Genomic DNA, 15,430 nt, shown 5'->3' with positions numbered 1-15,430 from the left:
CGTCGTCGAGACGACCGCCGCGAGCGGGACATCGACGCGCCCGTGGACGTGCCCGTCCGCCTCGCCGACGTGACGATGCGGAAACAGATCACGGGCTACGACCGACTCGATAGCCGGTCGGGTGAACCGCTGGCGACCGAACCGCTCGACCTCCCCGAGACGACGCTTTCGACGACGGCGATGTACTACACCTTGCCGCCGGAGACCAGCGCAGCGCTCCAGCAGGCCGGGGACTTCCCCGGCGGTATCCACGCCGCCGAGCACGCGATGATATCGATGTTCCCGACCGCGTTCCTCTGTGACCGGCGGGACATCGGCGGTCTGTCCACGCCGGTCCACCCCCACACCGACCGGGCGACGGTGTTCATCTACGACGGCTACCCCGGCGGCGTCGGCCTGACCGAGGCGGCCTACGGGACCGTCGAATCGCTCGTCGACCGGACCCACGAGATGCTGCGTAGCTGTGACTGCGAGAGCGGCTGTCCGGCCTGCGTCCAGTCTCCACACTGTGGCAACGCCAACGACCCGCTGGACAAGAGCGTCGCCATCGAACTGCTGGGCCGCCTCCGGGGCGAGTGAGCTACGCCGGACAGCCGATGGCCCGAATCGCCGGCCGGAGGTCCTCGGCCGGGACTCGCCCGAGCACGGAGTAGGCGCTCTCCTCACACTGGTAGTGGGTGATGGTCGTCCCGCTGGCGACGGAGACGTTGACCCGGCGGCCCTCGACGGTCATCGACTCGCTCCCGTCGAGGATGCTGATCGGTTCGGTGACGTGGTGGACCTCGAGCGGCCGCGTGCTGTTGTTGTAGAACAGCCGGTAGCGCCGCTCCTCGCCGTCCGCCGACAGCGCCAGTGAGAACCCTTGGTTGAACGCGTAGCCGCCCGGCAACTCGGCCGGCGGCGCGGCCGGACCGAGGTCGGCGGCTACCTCCTCGTGGCTGTCGTACCCGACGCTTCCCGCCGGGAGGAGCACCTCCCACATCGTGTCGACCTCCTCCTCGACGGACGGGCCGGGCGTCGTCTCGAACCGGCTGTCGGGGATGGACTCGTCGACGGCGACGTTCTCGTAGGAGAACGACATATTGACCGTCGTCTCGAAGCCGGTCATGTTTATCGTCGCTTTCCGGGGGACCCACTGCTCGCGGTCGACCCAGACCGTGACGTTGGCCTCGTCCTCGTTCTCGGAGATGCGGGAGGTGTCGACGCCGCCGGCCAGAAACAGCGACACCTCGGAGCCGCTGACGGCGTACTCCAGTTTCACCGCGCCCTCGCCGCCGACCGTCTCGTTGCCGACGAACTCGGGGTTCTCGACGTCGGTGAGACCGAGAAAGAGCGAGGAGATGCCGGTCCCGTTGTTCACCACCGGCAGCGAGGCGTACTTCCCGTTGTTCGGATTGGTGACGGTGAGGTTCGTCCCGTTGCCGACGAGGCGGGTCCCGGCGTAGCGTCCGGGGTCGCGGTAGGTCATATTGAGGCGGTTCGGACTCCGGAAGGCCACGTCGGCCTCGTAGCGGACCGGGTCGTTGTCGCCGCTTTCGATACGCCACGTCATCGTCATCTCCAGGGTGTCGACGTCGCCCAGTTCGCGGTCGACTTTCTCGGCGACCGCCGGACCGCTGGTGTCGCCGTCGTCGCCGAACAGCGCACCGCATCCGGCGAGGGCGGCCACGACGACCACTGCGAGGAGGGGGACTGCTCGGTGCATCGGAGGTTGTCAGACCGATTGTGTCAACACCGCAAAAGCCGTTGCGGTCGGCTACCTGAATCCGATGGCCACGCCGACGGCGGTGATGACGCCGGCGACCAGTGCGGCCCCGACCGAGAAGTAGAAGCCGCCGCCCGAGACCACGCCCGCTCCGAGGACGAACACGAAGGTGACGCCGAGGGCACCCAGCGCGAACGCTCCCCGGTAGTGTCGGCTCGACGGGTCGTCGCCCATCCCGACGTAGACGACGGTCATCGCCGCCATCCCCATCCCGATACCGATCGGTAGCGCGAGCAACAGGCCGGATTCGACGACACGCCCCAGCAGCGCCTCTATGGGAAGCACCGTCAGCACGAACACCGTCACGCCGGCGAAGAAGGCCATCACGGGCGTCTCGCGTCCCATCGCGTCGCCGTTCGGCCCGCCGGCCCAAAGTGGTATCGACCGCCCTCCAACTATCAGGCCGTCTCGAACACTGCGACGCTGTCGACGGTCACCGTCGTCCCGTCGCCGTCGGCGTGGCGCTCGACCGGGACCGATTCGCCGCTCACCATATCGGTCGGTTCGAGGGCGGCGTCGACCCAGACGTCCAGCGGGTCGGCCCCGAAGTTCAGCACGACGACGCGGCGCTCGCCCTCGTGGTCGCGGGCGAACGCGACCCCGTGGTCCGAATCGGGGTCGTGGTCGATCCGTTCGAACGAGCCGTGCGTGAGGACCGGCGAGCCGTTGCGCGTGTGAAGCAGGCGGCGGTGGAAGCGCGTCAGGTCGTCGTCGCCGCCCCACTCCAGCGGTTCCCGGGGCTCGGTCATCCCCATCTCCTGGCCGGCGTAGAGCATCGGCACGTCCGGCAGCGTACAGATTGCGCCGACGGCGGCCTTCAGCGACGCGCGGTCACAGCTGTCGAGGTAGCGCGGTTCGTCGTGGTTCTCGACGTAGCGCATCTGCGTTGCCCGCGGTGGGAACCCCTCGGCGGCGTCGCTCTCGACGGCGTCGAGGACGGTACTGGCCGGTTCGTGGCCCTCGCCGACGCCGCGGAGCATCCCGTACAGCGACGTGTCGTAGTGCAAATCGAAGTTCGTCTGGTGGTACTCGGGGTCCCGCGGGATGACCTCGCCCAGCATCGCGATGTCGGGGTCGACCGAGCGGGCGCGCTCGCGGGCCTCCTGCCAGAATCCGGGGTCTAGCGCCCACGCCACGTCACACCGGAAGCCGTCGGCGTACTCGGCCCACTCCTCGACGACCGACAGCACCATCTCGCGGACGGCCGGTTCGTCGTAGTTCAGGTTCGGGATGTTGTACCAGTTGAAGTAAAACTGGGCGTCGCCGTCGACGAACTCGTAGTAGTCGACGTAGGGGTCGACGCCCGCGTCGGCCATCTGGAAGTACGGGTGGTTCCGCGAGGTGTGGTTGAGCACGAGGTCGAACATGAGCCGGATCCCGTGGTCGTGGAGCGTGTCGACCAGCGACCGGAGGTCCTCGCGGTCGCCGAGGTCCTCGGCCAGTCGGTCGTACTCGATGGTGTCGTAGCCGTGGGGGCCGCCGGGGGCGTCCTCACCCTTCTGTCCGCTCAGCGAGGCGAGGACGGGCGTCAGCCACAGCGTGTCGACGCCGAGCCACTCCAGATAGGGGACGCGGCGCTCTATCTCGGCGAAGGTGGTCTCGGCTTCGCCCGCGACGCCCGCGTGAACACCGAGTAGATGGTGGCGGATTCGAGCCACGCCGGCGGGTCGTTGGGGTACGAGACCGTCCCGTCGGCCTCGATATCGACGCAGTCGGGGACGGAGTGGCGCGCGCCGACGGCGACGGCGTGGACCCGCAGGCGGTCCTCGATAGCGTCGAGGGGGACCGTCGCCGTGGTGCCGGAGACGGAAAGCGCCGCGTCGTCGACGCCGTCGCGGTCGTCGGCGTAGAACTCGACGCCGAGGTCCTCCATGGTCGTCGGGCCGGTCAGCGGGTCGGCCTCGACCCGAACAGTACCGTCCTCGACGGTGGCGTCGAGGGTGATCCGCGGCCGTTCGGGCCCCTCGACGGTGCAGTAGGCGTCGACGGCCTCGTGTCTGCGGAGGCCGGGGACGAACATCGCCTCGTGGTCGCCGGGCGGCAGTTCCGTCTCGAAGACGTACTGGCCGTCCTCGCGGGCGGGGCGGTCGGCGCCGAACCGGTGGTCGTTGAACGGGCCGGCGACCGACACGTCCGAAAAGTCGTGGTCGGGGAGGCGGTCGGGGTCGATGGCGAACCGCGCCGTCCGGCGCGGGTCGGGGAACGCCCGGAGACGCTGGACGTGCGTCCCGTCGGGCGCGGACAGTTCGAACCGATAGACGCCGGGGGCGTCCGGTTCGGGGTGGATCACCGCGCCGTCGCCGACCGAGAGGTCACTGTCCGCGGGCGCGTCGGCGAGTCGCCACTCGAAGTCGGCGTCGGCCGACGGCGACCGCGGGGCCAGTTCGACCGCCTCACCGACGGTGGTGAACCGCGGCGGTCCGGGGTGGTGCATACCATCCTGTAACCGCGCCGAATCATTTACTACTATCGGAAGCAATCTTTGTTAGCTACCGAGCGCTCCGGAGCGGTCGGGAGCGGTCCGTCCGCGGTGTGTCGAGTGGTTCCACACCTTCGCGGGGCTTAAGACCGGGGACCTGTTCAGTTCACGGTATGAGCGACAAGGCACCGCAGAAAGACCCGGACCTCCCGAGCAACGAGGTCACGGAAGGGACCGAGAAGGCTCCCCACAGGGCGATGTTCCGCGCGATGGGCTACGACGACCAGGACCTCTCCTCGCCGATGGTCGGCATCGCCAACCCCGCCGCCGACATCACGCCGTGCAACGTCCACTTAGACGACGTGTCCGACGCCGCCTACGAGGGCATCGACGACGCCGGCGGGATGCCCATCGAGTTCGGGACCATCACCATCTCCGACGCTATCTCGATGGGGACCGAGGGGATGAAAGCTAGCCTCATCTCGCGGGAAGTCATCGCCGACTCCGTGGAACTGGTCGCGTTCGGCGAGCGGATGGACGGCCTCGTCACCATCGGCGGGTGCGACAAGAATATGCCGGGGATGATGATGGCCTCCATCCGGACGGACCTGCCGAGCGTCTTCCTCTACGGCGGGTCGATTATGCCCGGCCAACACGACGGCCGGGAGGTCACCATCCAGAACGTCTTCGAGGGCGTCGGCGCGGTGGCCCAAGGCGAGATGAGCGAGGACGAACTCGACACGATGGAGCGCAACGCCTGTCCCGGCGCTGGCTCCTGTGGCGGGATGTTCACCGCGAACACGATGGCCTCTATCTCGGAGGCGCTCGGGTTCGCGCCGCTGGGGAGCGCCTCCCCGCCCGCCGAGGACGAGAGCCGCTACGAGGTCGCACGCGAGACGGGCGAACTCGTCTTGGAGGTCATCGAGGACCGCCGCCGCCCCTCGGATTTCCTCAGCAAGGAGAGCTTCGAGAACGCCATCGCCCTGCAGGTCGCGGTCGGCGGGTCGACCAACGCCGTCCTCCATCTGCTGGCGATGGCCGCCGAGGCGGGCATCGACCTCGACATTCAGGACTTCAACCGCATCAGCGCCCGGACGCCGAAGGTCGCCGACCTCCAACCGGGCGGCGAGAAGGTGATGAACGACCTCCACGAGGTCGGCGGCGTCCCGGTCGTCCTCAAAGCGCTGTACGAGGCGGACCTGCTCCACGGCGACGCCCTGACCGTGACGGGCAACACGATGGCCGAGGAACTCGACTCGCTTGACCTCCCGACCATCGAGGAACTGGATGTCGAATACCTCTATCCGGTCGACGATCCGATCCACGAACGCGGTGCCATCCGCATCCTGACCGGTAACCTCGCGCCCGGCGGCGCGGTCATCAAGATCACGGGCGCGGACCACGTCCACCACGAGGGGCCGGTCCGCGTCTTCGAGGAGGAGTCCGAGGCGATGCGGTACGTCCAAGAGGGTCACGTCGAGTCCGGCGACGCAATCGTCATCCGCAACGAGGGGCCCCAAGGCGGCCCCGGGATGCGCGAGATGCTGGGCGTCACCTCCGCCCGCGACGGGCAGGGCCACTCCGACGACGTGGCACTGTTGACCGACGGCCGGTTCTCCGGTGCGACTCGTGGACTCTCCATCGGTCACGTCGCCCCGGAGGCGTACGTCGGCGGTCCCATCGCGGCGCTTGAGGACGGCGACACCATCACCATCGACGTCGACGACCTCGAACTCTCGGTGGACCTCAGCGACAAGGAACTGCAGGAACGGCTGGACGCGCTCGACGATCCCGAACCGAACTACGACACCGGCGTCCTTGCCAAGTACCAGCGTGACTTCGGCTCCGCGACCAACGGCGCGGTGACCAACCCCGGCGCCAAAGAGGACTGACCGGACCGCAACCCGGAATTCGGCACTCGTCGCTCCGAAAGAATCTTTATCGGACAGTCAAAATAATGCGATGCCCACCGTGGGGGTGGGCAGTCGTGACGAGGGGCCACCGGCGCTCAGGCCGTGCGTTCGGGGGGACGCCCGGCCGCGTCGGTGTGTGCGGTGACCGCCGCCTCGCGGCGCCACCGCTTCCCGTCGTTCGACACGCCGTCGCTATCCGACACCGACACCGGACCGGTTGTCGAGGGGTGGGACCCGGATGCCGACACCGGAGGGGTGTGGGGGCGATCGGCCCACGCGACTCGGCCGTCGGGTGCGACGGGACAGTGCTGTACTTAAACTCCCTAGTGGATTCGTGAGAATTTGCTTGCGCCAGTCCGGCTATGCACAACTATGACGCGTTCCCGACAGCGACAGCGGACGGCGGACCGCGACTCCGTCGAGGCGGCAATCGAGGCGGTGTCCGAGTCCGTCTCGGGCCGGGAGACACACGGCAACGCACCGGCCATCGTGATCCGGCCGGACACAGTGGCGACGGTGCTGGAGACAGTGCGGTCGGTCGCCGGACTGGACCACTGTGCCTGCGTGACGGCCCAAGAGTACAGCGACCGCTTCGAGACCATCTACCACCTGCGGGACTACGACGACCCGACGCGGGAGTTGAGCGTCGTCGTCCCCGTCCCGACCGGGAATCCGGTCAGCGAGTCGGCCGCGTCGGTGTTCGAGACGGCCGACTGGCACGAACGGGAGGCCTACGACCTCCTCGGGGTCGAGTACGAGGACCACCCCGACCTGCGGCGGATCCTCCTGCCCGAGACGTGGCAGGGTCACCCGCTCAGGGATTCGTACGACCAGAACCAGCCACAGATCGTCCCGTTCCGCGAGCAAGCCAACCCCCTCGAACCGGACGGCAAAGCCGACTCGGAGACGCTGCTTTTGAACATCGGGCCACACCACCCCGCGACCCACGGCGTGATGCACATCATCGTGACGCTGGACGGGGAGACGGTCGTCGACGCGGAACCGGACATCGGCTACATCCACCGTTGCGAGGAGCAGATGTGCCAGCAGGGCACCTACCGACACCAGATTATGCCCTACCCCGACCGCTGGGACTGGGGCGGGGCCGGCATCTGCAACGAGTGGGCCTACGCCCGCGCGGCCGAGTCGCTTGCCGACATCGAGGTGCCCGAGTACGCCCGCGTTCTGCGGACGATGTCCGCCGAGCTCTCCCGGATGCTGAGCCACTTCCTCGCGGTGGGGGCCTACGCGCTGGACGTTGTCGGGGACTTCACGGCGACGTTCATGTACGCCATCAGGGACCGGGAGGTGATCCAGAGCATCCTCGAAGACCTCACGGGACAGCGGCTGATGTTCAACTACTTTCGGCTCGGCGGGGTGTGCTGGGACATTCCGGAACCGCGGGCCGAGTTCTTCGAGCAAGTCAGGAACTTCCTCGACGAGTTGCCCGGGCGACTGGAGGAGTACCACGACCTGCTGACCGGCAACGAGATACTGCAGGTGCGGACCGTCGGCGTCGGCCACCTCGACCCGGCGACGGCAAAGTCCTACGGCGTGACGGGTCCGGTCGCCCGCGGGTCGGGCATCGACTACGACGTTCGGCGGGACGACCCTTACGGCTACTACGACGAACTGGACTGGGACGTGGTCACCGAGGACGGCTGTGACAACTACGCGCGTCTGCTCGTCAGGTTGCGGGAACTGGAGGAGTCCGCACGGATAGTCGGCCAGTGCGTCGACCTGCTGGAGGAGTGGCCCGAGGAGGAGCGGACGGTGCAGGCGAACGTCCCGCGGACGCTGCGGCCCGACTACGACAGCGAGGTGTTCCGGTCCGTCGAGGCAGCCAAGGGGGAACTGGGCATCTACATCCGCAGCGACGGGACGGACTCGCCGGCGCGGTTCAAGATCCGCGGCCCCTCGTTCTCGAACCTGCAGGCGCTCCCGGAGATGGTCGAGGGCGAGTATATCCCTGATATGATCGCGACGCTCGGGAGCCTCGACACGATTATGGGTGAGGTCGATAGGTAGACCCAGCGGCCGAGCGTAGCGAGGGCGCTGGGAACGGAGAGCGGGGAGCGAAGTGACCCGCCCGGACAGAAACGCCTTTTTAGCAGAAGGATAATCTTGGAGGTAATGTGTCAGAAGCAAACTGGTGGGTGTCGCGGGGTCGACGAACCTGCGACCGGGAGGCGTGAGCGACTATGAGTACCGGAGCACGGGTCGGTGCGGTCGTTCTCGCGGTGTTGCTGGTCGCGACGACGGCCGGTGCCAACGTCGCGACGACGACCCAGAGCACGGCGCTCAACGAGGAGTTCGTCATCACGCAGATGGACGAGGCGGGCGTCTACGAGGAGCTATCCGACCGCGTGGACGAAGAGGTCGTCGAGGATCTCGAAAACGCTTCGATCGAGCGTAGCGAGGAGGTGCCGCCGGAGGTGACGGTCGGCGAGATAGACGCCGAGGCCGTCGCGGAGGACGCGGTCACCGAGGAGTTCGTCCAGACGCGGTTCGAGGAGAATATCCGCGACGTGTTCGCGTATCTCCACGGCGAGAGCGAGACGCTGAACCTCTCTATCGACGTCGAACCGGTCAAAGAACAGATCGGCGTCGCCATCGCCGACCAGACGGTCGATGTCGAAGCAGAGCAACTGATCGACCGCGGGTCCGCCGGGATGGGTGACACGCCGGTTCCGATCAGCGGGTCCGACGCCGGGCGGATGCTGGAGAGCGAACAGCAGTACAACCAGGTGACCGAGAACTTCCGTGAGGACTTCCAGCGACAGTCCGGCACGTCCGGCGAGGAACTCGACGCGGCGCTGTCGGCGGCCAATCAGGAGACGAAAAACGAGGTCGAGAACAACACGGAAGCGCAGACGAGCGAGTACTCGGACAACGTCACCGAGGCGACGACCCAGATGCAGTTCGCGATGGTCGACGCCCTGACTGACGAGAGTGTCACCTACGAGCAGTTCACCGACCGCGTCGAGACTCAAGAGCAGGCCCTCGGCGAGGAGGCCGGACGACTCGCCGTCCAGCAGATAGACGACCGGATCAACGACCGGCTATCGCTGTCGGACTATATGGGCTCGGACACTGAAGAACAGATCGAGGGCGCGCCGGGACCGGTCCAGCAGATAGACACGATGGCGCTCGTCCTGCCGTTGTTGTCGCTTCTGTTCGTCGGCCTCATCTACGTCCTGACGCGGTCGGTCCGGTCGACGGCGTTCTACACCGGCGTCTCGCTGGTGGTCTCGGCGCTCATCGGCCTGCTGATCGCCGTCGTCCTCCGTGGGACGGTCCTCTCGGAGGCACGGAGCGCGCTGCCGGCGGACCAACCGGACGCTATCGGTGACGCGGTGCTGGGACTGATCCGCGGTATCCTCGGCACGCTGTCGGCCCAGTCGCTGACGCTTCTGGTCGTCGGCGCCCTGCTGGTCGGACTGGCGATAGCCGACAGCAAGGGGTACTTAGACGAGGTCAAACGACGAGTCGCCGACCTGCGCTAATCAGGGCAGGTGGGCACGTAGCGCCGCGGTGACGCGGTCGCTCTCTTCGACGTGGACCCAGTGAGACGCCTCGGGGAACCGTTCGAGGCGCCCGTCCGCACAGAGTTGGCGGCTCCGCTCTGCCATCTCGGGGACGAGCGCCACGTCCTGTTCGCCCCAGCAGATCAGCGTCGGCGCCGCCACCTCGGTCCGCGGCGGGTCGTCGCGGTAGCGAGCGACCGCCCGATAGTAGTCGAGCATCGCCGTGAGCGACCCCTCGCGCCAAGACGCTCGGTACCGTGATAGGTCTCGGTGGGCGAACGTCCCCGGTGCGGCACTGTCTTCGAGCATCGACGCCAGCAGGTCCCGTCGCGACTCCCCAGTAGCCGCTCGGGGAGCCACGGGACCTGAAACGCGGCCGCGTACCAGCTACGGGCCATCTGTCGGGGGTTCGACCGGAGCGTCCGCCGGAACACCGTCGGGTGCGGGACGTTGACGATGCCGAGGTGGTCGACCACCTCGGGACACCGGAGCGCGAGGTCCCACGCGACGAACGCGCCCCAGTCGTGGCCGACGACGTGGGCCCGGTCGCGCCCCTCGCTTGCGATCAGGCGCTTGATGTCGTAGGCGAGTCGCGGCGTCCGGTAGGATTCGACGCCGGTCGGCGCGTCGCTGCGGTTGTACCCCCGCATATCGGGCGCGAGGACCCGGTAGCCCGCGTCGACGAGCGGACCGATCTGCTTGCGCCAGCCGTACCAAAAATCCGGGAACCCGTGGAGCAAGACGACCAGGGGGTCCTCGGGGTCGCCGGCCGCGACGACGTGGAGGCGCACGTCGCCGACGGCCCGCGTCGTCGATTCCGCCGACGGCACGTCGACGAGAGTGGCGTCCGTCATAGCCGCTCGTAGGCGACAGGCCGGCTTAGTGGCGTCGACCGAGCGAGGTTTTTTGCCCCGGGCTATCCAACGTGGTGTCAATTCCCCCCGATGGCCGAGACGTTCTACGATGTCCTCGGCGTCTCGCGCGACGCGACGACCGAGGAGATCGAACACGCCTACCGAGAGCGGATCAAGGAGACGCATCCGGACGTCAGCGACGAGGCCGACGCACAGGACCGCGTCCGGAAGGTCATCGAGGCGAAGGAGGTCCTGACCGACGCGGACGAACGCGAGCAGTACGACAGCGTCGGCCACGCCGCCTACGTAGGTGACAACGTCGACGCCGACTGGGCTGACGCCGTCGACGTCGAGGAGACGACGCCGGACGCGGGGACGGACGACGAGCCACGCGAGGAACCGGGCCCGGGGTCGGGTGCCGAGTCCGTCCACGAAGGGACGTGGGCGGACACGGGGACCGGTTCGGCAGACACGGACGCTGATTCGAACGGTACGAGCCGGCACTCGGCCGACGCGGACGCCGACAGTGATTCCGCGGGCGTCGGCGGGTCGGCGACAGCGGCCGCGAGTGAGACGGCATCGGCGGGCGGGACGGGTCCGACCAACAGCGGCGTCGACGGGGGTCATCGGCGCTCGTCGGGGGATCTCAGCGAGGAGGAGAAGCGCCGGCGGTCGACGGCGTCGAACGTCGGCGAGACGGTCGGGTGGGCCGCCGGCGTCGACGGGCGACACGCCGTCAGAAACGGCACTCGGCGGCGGCGCATCCGGTCGACGAAGCTGTTTCCCCCCGAGCAGTCGATGGTGTTGCTCGTCTCGACGTTCGTCATCTACCCCTCGCTCGTCTACAGCACGTTCACGCCGCTGTTCCCGTTCGCGGTCAACCTCGTCGTCGGCCTGTGTACGCTGTTTCTGGTGGGGTATCTCGTGTCGATGCCCGACGCGGGCGTGTACGTCTTCGGCGCGTGGTCGGGGCTGGCCACGCTCGGCCTCCTCCTGTTCGGGGTCAGCCCCCTCTCGCTGGTTGGGGTACTCGTCGTCTGCGTGACCTACGTTCCGCTGGCGCTCACGCTGGCCGTCTACGCCGTGTTGCGGTGGTAGCTACCGGCAGGCGGCGGGGTCGTCGACGATGACGCCGTCGACGCCCATCTTCCCGTACTCCTGGCTCTTCTCGGGGTCGGCTACCGTCCAGACGTTGACGTCGAGGCCGGAGCGATGGGCCCGTTCGAGCAGGGCGAAATCGAGCAGTCGCCAGTGAGGGTGTAACGCGGCGCAGTCGAGGCTCGCGGCGCGTTCGATGCCGGCCTCGGCCGAGGAGTCGACGATCAGCGCCCGGTCGACGTCCGGGAGGTGTTCGCGGGCCTCCTCCAGTACGTCGAAGGAGAACGAGGACAGCAACAGGTCGTTGTCGACGTCCGCGAAAAGCGGTGCGACGACTTTGGGGAGCCCCGAGTCTTTGAGTTCGAGGTTCAGACCCACGGTGTCGGGAACGGTGCGGAGGACGGCCTCCAGCGACGGGACGCCCTCGCCGGTGTCGAGGACGTTCATCGACTGGAGGGTGCCGAGCGAGATGTCGGCCACCGGGCCCGTGTCTTCGGTGACGCGGTCGACCGTCTCGTCGTGGATGACGACGGGGTCGCCCGACCCGCACAGCCTGACGTCGAGTTCGATCATGTCCGCCTGTTCGCCGGCCTGACGGACCGCCGCCAGCGTGTTCTCGGGATACAGCCCAGCGAAGCCGCGGTGGGCGATACAGCGCATACTGGTGGCCACGGATGGGTACCCGGAAAGCGTTGCGGTGGCGACGGCTGGCGAGGGTAGCTTTATTCCGCCGGCGTCCTACTGGGAGCGTATGTCAGTCGAGTTCGATTTCAGCGGCGACGTGGCGGTCGTGACAGGCGCCGGCGGAGCGCTGGGGAGCGCAATCGCCGAGGCGTTCGCCGAGGCCGGGGCCACGGTGTGTGCCGTCGACATCGTCGAACCCGAGAGCGAGGACTTCCTGCTGGACCCCGAGGACCCGAACGTCGACGTCTATCAGGGTGATTTCGTCGTCGAGAGTCAGGTCGCGTCCGTCGTCGCGGACATCGTCGCCGACCACGGCGGTATCGACTACCTCGCCAACGTCGCGGGGACGTGGCGCGGCGGCGACCCGATAGACGAAACCGACGCCGAGACGTTCGAGTTCCTCTTCGACGTGAACCTCAAGACGATGTTTCTGGCGTCGAAACACGCTATCCCACACCTCCGGGACAACTCGGGCGCTATCGTCAGCGTCTCCGCGCGGTCCTCCTTGGAGGGTGGGGAGGGCGACGGCATCTACCGCGCATCGAAGGCCGGCGTCCGCCTGCTCACCGATACAATCGCTGAGGAAAACCGCGGGGAGATGCGGGCAAACGCCGTGATGCCGAGCGTCATCGACACGCCGATGAACCGCGAGATGATGCCCGACGCCGACTTCGAGACGTGGGTCGACCCCGCGGACATCGCAGCGGTCGTCTGCTTTCTCTGTAGCGACGCTGCCTCCGTCACCAGCGGCGCGGCCGTCCCCGTCTACGGCGAGGCCTAGCGGACGACGGTCACCGGGACCGGCGCGCGGCTCGACACCTTCTTGGCGACGTTGCCGGTGTACAGCCGTGAGGCGAGGCCGCTGCTGTGGCTCCCGAGGACGACCGCGTCGTAGTCCTCGGAGCACTCGACGATCTGTTTCGAGGGGTTCCCGACGGCGACGGCCGTCTTGATGTCGGCGTCGCTGTCGCGACCACGGCGCGGGCGTCCGCGAATATCTCCCCGGCCATCTCCCGGGCTTCTTCCTCCAAGTTGTCTTCAAGAGAGAGCTGTAACGCCCTCCCCATCATCGGCGAGGGGCCGCCGGCGACGTACAGCAGCGTTATCTCGGCGTCTGGGTGGACCTCGACGGCGTACTGGAGGGCCTTCGTCGCCATCTCGGAACCGTCGATCGGAACGAGCACGCGGTCTATCATACCCCTCCTACGACGGGACGGGACAAAAAGCCGCCCGCCCATACTGTTTATTATCGGTCGTTTTCGGTATTGACCGCCCACCGGGAGGTGAACGCTGTTCACCTCCCGAGCCCTGCGTCGTGTCACTCCGCAGGATGAACTCCGGCGGTCCCACCGTACACAGCTACAATAAACACTATCAGAAGCCGAAGACCGGGAGAAACCGGAACGTGAGGTACGCGCCGATGGTTGCGATGACTGGGACGACGTTCTGCATAAGGACGACCCGGGCGGTCGTCGCGGGGTCGAAGAGGTCGCCCGCGCTGGGCACCTCGGGGTCCTCCTCGCCGATGGGCGGGAGTTCCTCGCCCTCCTCGTCGACCGCGAGGGCGTCGACGGTCACGGCCGGCGTCTCCTCGCCCGTGACGGCCTCGGGGACGGTCACCGGTCGCGTCGCCCGGCCCCACCCGAGGCCGATGATGGACATCGTGGCGATGACGACGAAACTCGCGGGGATGCCGATGGCCGAGAGGAAGATGACCAGTCCCGAGGACACCGACGCGACGACGATGGCCGCCGTCAGCGGGAGTTCCGTGATGTCGCTGCCCATCGTGTCCAGCGTCCGGCGGGCGATGGTGAACGTCCCGATTGCGACGCGATACCGCCGAGGATGATTGCGAGGTCGATATCCAACTGGCCGCTGCCGACCAGCGGTGCGATGGCGTTGGCGATGTTCGAGGTACCGGAACTGAACGCCATCAGACAGCCGATGGAGACGACGATGACGATGCCGGCTTGTTCACGCCGGGAGGCCGTCTCGCTCGGGCGCGGTATCGGGACCAGCCCCGAGCGGTCCCACTCGATCATCGGGTCGTCGCTGCGGTCCATCGCTATCAGCTCGTTGATCCGGGAGTAGAAGTACCGGCCGACGATCAGCGACACCCAGAACCCGATGATGGGGGCGACGATCCACCAGATAGCAATCTCGCCCATCACCGCGAGGTTCAACGTCCCGGAGGCCAGTCCGAGGCCGGCGATAGCGCCGACGGCCGTCATCGACGTCGAGGCAGGGACGCCGAAGACGTTGCCGACGAACAGCGCGATGCCGATGAAAAACAGCACGGCGATGCTGGTTTCGAGGGTGAACACGCTCGCGTCGATCAGTTCGTTGCCGAGTTTGTCGATGACGTTCCGGCCGATGGTCCACGCGCCGACGAAGAAAAACACCGACATCAGTGCCGCGGCGGTCGTCTTCGAGATGGCGCGTGCGCCGACGGCCGGCCCGAACGCGGGGCCGGTCGTCGACCCGCCGATGTTGTACCCGACGAACATCGCCACTACGACGCCGATGACGAGAAGGACAGAGACCATATCGACTTTTCTGAGTGCCGCGGTTAATACACTGGCTATCGGCGGCTACGATTTCCCGTCGTCCGTGTCCTCGACTTTCTCCTCTACCTTCTCGTCCACTGTCTCCTCGACTTTCTCGTCGACCGTCTCCTCTACCTTCTCGTCGACCGTCTCTTCGACCTTCTCGTCGACTTTCTCGTCCACCGTCTCGTCGACTTTCTGATCGACTGTCTCCTCGACGGTTTCGGGCACCTTCTCCTCGACAGTCTCCTCTACCGTCTCCTCGACGGTTTCGGGCACCTTCTCCTCGACAGTCTCTTCGACCGTCTCGGGGACGGTCTCCTCGACGGTCTCTCTGACCGTTTCTTCGACTTTCTCCTCGACCGTCTTCTCGACTGTCTCGTCGACGCTCCCGGGGACGCTCTCCTCGACTTTCTCGCCGACCGTCTCCTCGACGGTCTGTTCGACCTTCTCGCCGACCGACCGCTCGACGGCCTCCTCGACGCTCTCGTCGACGGTCTGTTTGACGGTGTCGTCGACGGTTTTCTCGACGGCCTCGCCGACGCTCTCGTCGACGGTTTGCTTGACAGTGTCGTCGACAGTCTTCTCGACGGCCTCGCCGACGCTCTCGTCGACGGTCTGTTT

General features: G+C 67.2%; 13 protein-coding genes and 3 pseudogenes. 6 read left to right on the top strand and 10 right to left on the bottom strand.

Annotation, left to right across the window (positions count from 1 at the left end):
- Nucleotides 1–579 (top strand): Zn-binding domain-containing protein (locus tag GJ629_RS08670; RefSeq protein ID WP_157512624.1); only part of this gene is annotated, 579 nt, incomplete at its 5' end.
- Between the two features lies 1 nt (nucleotide 580).
- Here GJ629_RS08670 and GJ629_RS08665 read toward each other — a convergent pair.
- From GJ629_RS08665 to GJ629_RS17030, 4 genes are read right to left on the bottom strand one after another with little or no spacing between them, the layout of a single operon-like run.
- Nucleotides 581–1,705: a DUF2092 domain-containing protein gene (locus GJ629_RS08665; protein WP_157512623.1), complete on the bottom strand. Its 1,125-nt coding sequence runs from the start codon at nucleotides 1,703–1,705 to the stop codon at nucleotides 581–583.
- A gap of 51 nt (nucleotides 1,706–1,756) precedes the next feature.
- Nucleotides 1,757–2,110 (bottom strand): hypothetical protein, encoded by a 354-nt coding sequence (locus GJ629_RS08660; RefSeq protein WP_157512622.1) that lies wholly within the window; start codon nucleotides 2,108–2,110, stop codon nucleotides 1,757–1,759.
- A gap of 53 nt (nucleotides 2,111–2,163) precedes the next feature.
- Nucleotides 2,164–3,423 carry an alpha-amylase family glycosyl hydrolase gene (locus tag GJ629_RS17035; RefSeq protein ID WP_370515837.1) on the bottom strand — a complete coding sequence of 420 codons (1,260 nt, stop codon included), beginning with the start codon at nucleotides 3,421–3,423 and terminating at the stop codon, nucleotides 2,164–2,166.
- Complete coding sequence (locus tag GJ629_RS17030; protein ID WP_231754561.1) at nucleotides 3,345–4,199, bottom strand: hypothetical protein; 855 nt, start codon at nucleotides 4,197–4,199, stop codon at nucleotides 3,345–3,347. The genes GJ629_RS17035 and GJ629_RS17030 overlap by 79 nt, the downstream gene beginning before the upstream one ends.
- Before the next feature lie 158 nt (nucleotides 4,200–4,357).
- Between GJ629_RS17030 and ilvD the strand changes: the two genes are divergently transcribed.
- From ilvD to GJ629_RS08640, 3 genes are all read left to right on the top strand, one after another.
- Nucleotides 4,358–6,076, top strand: coding sequence for a dihydroxy-acid dehydratase (ilvD, locus tag GJ629_RS08650; RefSeq protein WP_157512621.1), 1,719 nt, complete (start codon nucleotides 4,358–4,360; stop codon nucleotides 6,074–6,076).
- Between the two features lie 393 nt (nucleotides 6,077–6,469).
- Complete coding sequence (locus tag GJ629_RS08645) at nucleotides 6,470–8,125, top strand: NADH-quinone oxidoreductase subunit D (RefSeq protein WP_157512620.1); 1,656 nt, start codon at nucleotides 6,470–6,472, stop codon at nucleotides 8,123–8,125.
- Nucleotides 8,126–8,298: 173 nt separating this feature from the next.
- Nucleotides 8,299–9,603, top strand: a complete 1,305-nt coding sequence (locus tag GJ629_RS08640; protein WP_157512619.1) for a hypothetical protein — start codon at nucleotides 8,299–8,301, stop codon at nucleotides 9,601–9,603.
- On the opposite strand, the pseudogene GJ629_RS17960 reads toward GJ629_RS08640, so the two are convergent.
- Nucleotides 9,604–10,478 (bottom strand): annotated as a pseudogene (locus GJ629_RS17960) (alpha/beta fold hydrolase).
- Nucleotides 10,479–10,568: 90 nt separating this feature from the next.
- Here GJ629_RS17960 and GJ629_RS08630 point away from each other — a divergent pair.
- On the top strand, nucleotides 10,569–11,576 hold the full coding sequence (locus tag GJ629_RS08630; RefSeq protein ID WP_157512618.1) for a J domain-containing protein: 1,008 nt from the start codon (nucleotides 10,569–10,571) through the stop codon (nucleotides 11,574–11,576).
- Here the strand turns inward: GJ629_RS08630 and GJ629_RS08625 are convergent, their stop codons facing one another.
- On the bottom strand, nucleotides 11,577–12,236 hold the full coding sequence (locus GJ629_RS08625; protein WP_157512617.1) for a glycerophosphodiester phosphodiesterase family protein: 660 nt from the start codon (nucleotides 12,234–12,236) through the stop codon (nucleotides 11,577–11,579).
- A gap of 91 nt (nucleotides 12,237–12,327) precedes the next feature.
- Between GJ629_RS08625 and GJ629_RS08620 the strand changes: the two genes are divergently transcribed.
- Nucleotides 12,328–13,041, top strand: a complete 714-nt coding sequence (locus GJ629_RS08620; protein WP_157512616.1) for an SDR family oxidoreductase — start codon at nucleotides 12,328–12,330, stop codon at nucleotides 13,039–13,041.
- Here the strand turns inward: GJ629_RS08620 and GJ629_RS17955 are convergent.
- From GJ629_RS17955 to GJ629_RS16165, 4 genes and pseudogenes are all read right to left on the bottom strand, one after another.
- A complete protein-coding gene (locus GJ629_RS17955; RefSeq protein WP_370515838.1) occupies nucleotides 13,038–13,175 on the bottom strand; it encodes a universal stress protein in 138 nt (45 codons plus the stop codon). The two genes, GJ629_RS08620 and GJ629_RS17955, sit on opposite strands and share 4 nt — an antisense overlap.
- A gap of 137 nt (nucleotides 13,176–13,312) precedes the next feature.
- Nucleotides 13,313–13,417: pseudogene (locus GJ629_RS17950) on the bottom strand (universal stress protein); the annotation flags it as partial.
- A gap of 217 nt (nucleotides 13,418–13,634) precedes the next feature.
- A pseudogene (locus tag GJ629_RS08610) lies at nucleotides 13,635–14,806 on the bottom strand (inorganic phosphate transporter).
- Between the two features lie 45 nt (nucleotides 14,807–14,851).
- Nucleotides 14,852–15,430: hypothetical protein (locus tag GJ629_RS16165; RefSeq protein WP_197428513.1), on the bottom strand; the 579-nt coding region annotated here is incomplete at its 5' end.

The organism is Halapricum sp. CBA1109 (assembly GCF_009741825.1).
In the GTDB taxonomy this organism is placed as follows: domain Archaea; phylum Halobacteriota; class Halobacteria; order Halobacteriales; family Haloarculaceae; genus Halapricum.
The sequence above is the reverse complement of the archived record's forward strand: the minus strand, read 5'-3'. Positions and strand labels throughout refer to the sequence as shown.

Coding starts and splice junctions, on each gene's coding strand:
- GJ629_RS08640 (WP_157512619.1), top strand. CDS start 8,299: ATGAGTACCGGAGCACGGGTCGGTGCGGTCGTTCTCGCGGTGTTGCTG.
- GJ629_RS08620 (WP_157512616.1), top strand. CDS start 12,328: ATGTCAGTCGAGTTCGATTTCAGCGGCGACGTGGCGGTCGTGACAGGC.
- GJ629_RS08660 (WP_157512622.1), bottom strand. CDS start 2,110: ATGGGACGCGAGACGCCCGTGATGGCCTTCTTCGCCGGCGTGACGGTG.
- GJ629_RS08645 (WP_157512620.1), top strand. CDS start 6,470: ATGACGCGTTCCCGACAGCGACAGCGGACGGCGGACCGCGACTCCGTC.
- GJ629_RS17030 (WP_231754561.1), bottom strand. CDS start 4,199: ATGCACCACCCCGGACCGCCGCGGTTCACCACCGTCGGTGAGGCGGTC.
- GJ629_RS08630 (WP_157512618.1), top strand. CDS start 10,569: ATGGCCGAGACGTTCTACGATGTCCTCGGCGTCTCGCGCGACGCGACG.
- GJ629_RS08625 (WP_157512617.1), bottom strand. CDS start 12,236: ATGCGCTGTATCGCCCACCGCGGCTTCGCTGGGCTGTATCCCGAGAAC.
- GJ629_RS08665 (WP_157512623.1), bottom strand. CDS start 1,705: ATGCACCGAGCAGTCCCCCTCCTCGCAGTGGTCGTCGTGGCCGCCCTC.
- ilvD (WP_157512621.1), top strand. CDS start 4,358: ATGAGCGACAAGGCACCGCAGAAAGACCCGGACCTCCCGAGCAACGAG.